The 5,000-nt window shown below is 26.4% G+C and carries 4 protein-coding genes; 2 read left to right on the top strand and 2 right to left on the bottom strand.

Translation table 11 applies throughout. The features are described 5' to 3' along the window. The first annotated feature begins 379 nt into the window (after positions 1-379). Positions 380-1,228 (top strand): PRD domain-containing protein, encoded by an 849-nt coding sequence (locus tag QP548_RS16725; RefSeq protein WP_061426064.1) that lies wholly within the window; start codon positions 380-382, stop codon positions 1,226-1,228. 32 nt (positions 1,229-1,260) lie between these two features. On the opposite strand, the gene QP548_RS16730 is transcribed toward QP548_RS16725, so the two are convergent. After that, positions 1,261-1,740: a PTS sugar transporter subunit IIA gene (locus tag QP548_RS16730; protein WP_061426065.1), complete on the bottom strand. Its 480-nt coding sequence runs from the start codon at positions 1,738-1,740 to the stop codon at positions 1,261-1,263. Positions 1,741-2,404: 664 nt separating this feature from the next. Here QP548_RS16730 and nagE point away from each other — a divergent pair. Next, the gene (nagE, locus tag QP548_RS16735) at positions 2,405-3,850 is read left to right on the top strand and encodes an N-acetylglucosamine-specific PTS transporter subunit IIBC (protein ID WP_061426066.1); all 1,446 of its coding nucleotides are present in this window, start codon (positions 2,405-2,407) and stop codon (positions 3,848-3,850) included. A 73-nt stretch (positions 3,851-3,923) separates the two neighbouring features. Here the strand turns inward: nagE and QP548_RS16740 are convergent, their stop codons facing one another. Then, on the bottom strand, positions 3,924-4,442 hold the full coding sequence (locus QP548_RS16740) for a TetR/AcrR family transcriptional regulator (RefSeq protein ID WP_061426067.1): 519 nt from the start codon (positions 4,440-4,442) through the stop codon (positions 3,924-3,926). Positions 4,443-5,000 lie beyond the last annotated feature (558 nt).

Consider the following 5,000-nt stretch of genomic DNA (forward strand, 5'->3'; position numbering starts at 1 on the left):
CTCAGTCGGTAGAGCACGTGACTTTTAATCACGGTGTCCAGGGTTCGATTCCCTGGCAGATCACCAAAAACCTCTCTTATTAGAGAGGTTTTTTTGTATATAAAAATATATTATGTAAATTAGTATAAAAATAATTATAGTAAAATAAAGTATAATAGAATAAAGTTTTATATAAATTCGACTAGAGTTCAGAATATATTAATATTTAACAGGATTCTAGTCGACTTTATATATTAGTAAAAATAAAAGTTTTAATATATAATTATATATAATGAATAAAAAAATATATATTTTTAAGTTGCTTTTTTATAAATAATGACTTTAAATAAGAGTTAATATAAATTTAGTTAGCAGTAATAGTGGTATAGAGGAGAATATTATGATAAAAAAAACGGAAAAAGCATATGAGGTAAAAAGAGCTTTCAATAATAATATAGTTTTGGTTGATGATGATGAGAAAGAAATTATATTATTTGCTAAAGGTATAGGCTTTAATTGTAAAAAGGGTTCAATAATACCTGAGAATACTAATATAGAAAAAATATTTACTATACAAGATGAAAATAATATTGCTAACTTTAGAAGAGTGGTTGGAAGTAATGATGAGAAGTTTATTGCTTTTTGTGAAGAATTAATATTAGAGATTTCAAGAGATTTTAGTGAGGAATTAAATGAGATTATACATATAGGTTTAATAGATCATATTTCTTTTGCTATTGAGAGAATGAAAAAAGGAGAGATTTTAAGAAATCCTTTTTTAGTGGAAATAGAAACTTTATATCCTAAGGAGTTTGAGGCTGCCACTAAAATGGTTAAAAAGCTTGAAGATTTTACAGGGGTAAGTATAGTTGATGATGAGATTGGATTTATTGCTATGCATATTCATTCAGCAAGGACAACAAGAAATATTTCTCATACAATAAAATTTACCTATATAGCAAATACTGCTGTAGAATATATTGAAGATGCTTTTAATATTGAGGTTGATAGAACTTCATTATCTTATGCTAGATTTATAAGCCACTTAAGATTTGCTATTGAAAGACTTATAAATAATACTCCAGTAAAAAATGAATTGCTTTCTATTATAAAACTAAAGTATCCAGAATCCTTTAAGGTTGCTGAAGAAATAGGAAAAGCTATAAATGAAGATTTTTCTCTAAAGGTTGCAGAAGATGAGATAGGTTATTTAGCCTTGCATGTAGAGAGAATAAGAAAAAATGAATAATAAAAAAGCTGACTTTTAAGTCAGCTTTTTTATTATTTAACTTTATAAGTTAAAACAGTATCATTTCCAGCAGTAACTGTTTTACCTATAACAGGTTTCATATCTTTTACCATATCAGGATTTGTGATTAATACAGGAGTGTGTAATTTTAAGCCTTTTCCTAATATAAAATCTCTATCTATTTTTAATATTGGTGTACCAGCTTTAACTTGTTGTCCTGGTTCAGTTAATCTTTCGAATCCTTCTCCTTCTAGAGAAACTGTGTCTATACCAACGTGAACTAATAATTCAATACCATTACTTAAAGTCATAGCAAAAGCATGGTTAGTTTTGAATACTAATGATAATTCTCCATCAGCAGGAGCAACAATAGTATCTCCAGTTACTTCAATAGCAACTCCATCTCCAGCCATTTTTTCAGCGAAAACTTGATCTGGTACTTGTGATAAATCAATAGTTTTTCCAGTTGCAGGAGCAATTAATTTTAATTCTTTTTTAAATAATCCAAACATATTTATTTTCTCAACTTATTATATTAAGTTAAGAAATTCACTTCCTTTCTATATATAGAATCAAATATAAAAAAACAGGCATAAGTCTATTAGAACTTATGCCTGATTTAACAGTAACATGTTATGATTACATTATATATTCTTTATTTTTATAAGTCAACACTATATTTATACAATATCATTTGAAGATTTGTATTTATATGTAATAAATTTATGAAGCGTGAGAAAGATAATATTATAGTGATTATAAAAAAATATGTTTATCTTAAAGTTGACACCCTAAAAAAGATATAGTAATATTTAAATGCAAACATTACAGATGTAATGTTAAGAGATTATTTTAAGCGTGTAACCATAAATTTTGGGCATTAGCTGAAAAGAATTACTATGTTCTTTTCAGCTTTTTTTATGTGTAAATATAAGCTTATTATAATTGTATTAATAGGAGAATTTTTAGATAAAGGTGAAAGTATTTCAAAATGAATTTCTATATAAGTATTTTATGATTAAAAATATAGATTATAAAATACTTATATAGGTATTCAATAGAATAAATAATTTTTATATTTTATTTTTAGAATACCTTATGCTTTAAAGAAATTAATTTTTTTAAGCATTATACAAACTTAAACTAAATGAAAAAATTATAAGGAGGAATGAACAAATGAGTAAAAAAGGTTCAAAAGTTTTAGGCTTTCTTCAAAGAATAGGTAAATCTTTAATGGTTCCTATAGCAGTAATGCCAGCTTTAGGATTATTATTAAGACTTGGAGATAAAGACTTATTAAATATTCCTTGGATCAGCGCTGCTGGTGGAGCTGCCTTTGGAGATAATATGGCAATGCTTTTTGCTGTAGGTATAGGGTTTGGACTTTCAGATGAAAATAATGGAGTTGGAGGATTAGCAGGTCTTTTAGGATTTTTAGTTATGAAAAATGTTGCAACTTCATTTGATCCAAGTATAAATATGGGAGCTTTTGGTGGAGTTGTAGCCGGAGTTGTTGGAGGACTTTTATATAATAAATTTAAAGATATTAAAGTTCCTCAATTTTTAGGATTCTTTGGTGGAAAAAGATTTGTTCCAATAATAACATCAGCAGTATGCCTTATTTTAGGGGTATTCTTTGGATATACTTGGCCAACATTCCAAGCTGGATTAGACGGATTTGCTAATATAATGGTAGCAGCAGGTGCTATGGGGGCTGGAATATATGGAATATTAAATAGATTATTAATACCAATTGGATTACACCATGTAATGAACACAGTAATTTGGTTCCAATTAGGAAGCTTTACAGATCCAGTTTCAGGTCAAATTGCAACTGGAGATATTGCAAGATTTTTAGCGGGAGATCCAACAGCTGGGGTTTACACAGCAGGTTTCTATCCAATAATGATGTTTGGTTTACCAGCGGCATGTTTAGCAATGTATGTTTGTGCTAAGAAGAAAAACAAAGCCGTTGTTGGTGGAATGTTCTTATCATTAGCATTAACAGCTATAATAACAGGTATTACAGAACCAATAGAATTTGCATTTATGTTCTTATCACCAATACTTTATGTAATACATGCAATTTTAACAGGTATATCATTAGCAGTAGCATATGCTCTTAATGTACATCTAGCATTTAGTTTCTCAGGTGGATTAATTGACTATATTTTATATTTTGGAAAAGGTCAAAACCAATTAATGATATTATTAATGGGAATTATTGCATTCGTAATTTACTATTTCTTGTTTGTATTCTTTATTAAGAAGTTTAATCTTAAAACACCTGGTAGAGAAGATGATTTTGATGATGAAAACGAAGATACAGAAACTAATTCAAAAACAGTTTCAAAATCAGGAGATAATCCATCTAAGGGTGGTACTTTAGCTGAAAAGGCAGAAGTTGTTTTAGAAGCACTTGGAGGAAAGGAAAATATTGAAGTTTTAGATAACTGTATAACAAGATTAAGATTAACTTTAAAAGATGCTTCTAAAATAGATGAAGTTACTTTAAAAAAGGCTGGAGCTAGCGGAATAATGAAATTAGATGGAAAGAATGTTCAAGTAATTATGGGAACTTTAGCAGATCCTTTAGCTAGTCAAATGAAAAAACTACTTTAATAATTAAATGAAAAGTTATATTGAAAATTAAAATAAAAGCTATAAACCATTTAGTGGTTTATGGCTTTTTTATTTATATATTTAATAATAGTAATAGGTCGTCTATAGTTAATTCAGAACGAGAGGTTAATATAAGATTATTTAGTAGAAAATAAGCAAACTTATCTGAGGATATAGGGGGATTAATTTCTCCCTTTTCTATATGAATTTCAATTAGCTTTTCTAAAGTTTCATACATTGGTTCTATAACATAGTGATTTTTAGATGTATGCTTAGCCATTTCTGAAAATATAAGTCTATAGTTTTTTAAGAAATTATTTATATTATTAGAAATAACAATTAGTTTTTCTTTAAATGAAATATCTTCTTCTATTATTTCATTAGATATCTTTAAAATAGAAGTCCAATCATTAGATAGTATATCAATAACAAGTTGTTCCTTGTTTTTAAAATAGTTATAGAAGGTTCCAGTACCTATATTACATTCCTTAGTTATATTTCTTATATTTAAATTTAAATATCCATTAGACAGCAATTGTTTTTTTCCTTCAGTTAATAAATCTTCTTTTACATTTTTTATAATTTTAGGCATAAGAAGGCCTCCTTCATTAAAGAACTATATAGAAATTATAGTATTTAAGATTATTAAATTCAAATTTAAAGTGTTTTAAAGAAAAAATTAAATTAAATATAGAGAAAATATAAATATAATTTTATCTAAGTAATATCTATAAATTATTATATTGGTGTATATATTTAGATAAATTTAAATAAAAAAAGAGTTTTTTTATTTAGTATAAGAATAATATAGTAAATATTATACTTAGAATAAGAGTATTTATAGGAATATTAAGGGAAATTTCAATTTAAACTTTACCAGGTGTATCAATATAAGAATTATATAGTATTTTAATGAAAAATAAAGAATATTAACAATAATTATGTAAAATAAATATCTATGTAATTAGAATAAGTTATGTAACGTGGTAAGATAAATCTCGTCGCTGAGAGACACATAAACAACTCAACAAAATAAATTAAAAGTTTTGAAAAAAGTTGTTGACAAAGTTTCAAAGTGATGATAAACTAAGGAAGTCGCTTGAGGGCGACAACGAAATGGTCTTTGAAAATTAAACAGAAGATATTAACA

This window comes from Clostridium sp. UMB9555A, assembly GCF_030222355.1.
In the GTDB taxonomy this organism is placed as follows: domain Bacteria; phylum Bacillota; class Clostridia; order Clostridiales; family Clostridiaceae; genus Sarcina; species Sarcina perfringens.

Excerpts from the sequence above, each read along its gene's own strand:
- QP548_RS16725 (WP_061426064.1), top strand. The coding sequence starts at position 380 with ATGATAAAAAAAACGGAAAAAGCATATGAGGTAAAAAGAGCTTTCAAT.
- nagE (WP_061426066.1), top strand. The coding sequence starts at position 2,405 with ATGAGTAAAAAAGGTTCAAAAGTTTTAGGCTTTCTTCAAAGAATAGGT.
- QP548_RS16730 (WP_061426065.1), bottom strand. The coding sequence starts at position 1,740 with ATGTTTGGATTATTTAAAAAAGAATTAAAATTAATTGCTCCTGCAACT.
- QP548_RS16740 (WP_061426067.1), bottom strand. The coding sequence starts at position 4,442 with ATGCCTAAAATTATAAAAAATGTAAAAGAAGATTTATTAACTGAAGGA.